Origin of the sequence: Pararhodobacter sp. CCB-MM2, from assembly GCF_001691415.1 — a bacterium.
Lineage (GTDB): Bacteria > Pseudomonadota > Alphaproteobacteria > Rhodobacterales > Rhodobacteraceae > Pararhodobacter.
Genome location: NZ_LRRR01000092.1, coordinates 1 through 446, shown reverse-complemented (window position 1 = coordinate 446; position 446 = coordinate 1). Strand labels below are relative to the sequence as shown.

Here is a 446-nt window from a genome sequence, read left to right as displayed (position 1 = left end):
GTCTGAGCTCTTCGAGAGATTCATGGGACAGGTTCTGAGCCTCATCGATGATCAGCAGTGCCCGCCGCCCTTCTTTGCTCAGACCATATAAGTAGGTTTCGATATCCTTGATAATCTGCGCTTTGTTATCGCCGCCGGAATTAAGTCCGAATGAATTGGCAATGTGCTCAAGGAGTTCATAGGGATTAAGATTCGATGTGCTGACCTGAGTGGCTACAATCTGGGCATCAAGTGAATTCAGAATGTTCCCTGCCAGCATCGACTTACCTGTACCAATCGGGCCGGTAATGACAATAAAACCTTCTCCCTGCTGCAGGCCATAAAGCAGATAGTAGAGCGCTTTCTTATGGCAGGAGCTGGCATAGAAAAACTTGGGGTCAGGAGTCAGCTGAAATGGTTTGGCTGTAAATCCAAAATGTTCTTCGTACATAGGGTTAACCTGAAAC

The 446-nt window shown here is 47.1% G+C and carries 1 protein-coding gene; it reads right to left on the bottom strand.

The genetic code is table 11. From position 1 onward, the window contains the following. On the bottom strand, positions 1-430 hold a 430-nt coding region (locus tag BCY78_RS24330), incomplete at its 3' end, for an ExeA family protein (RefSeq protein WP_139103327.1). Between the last annotated feature and the right edge of the window lie 16 nt (positions 431-446).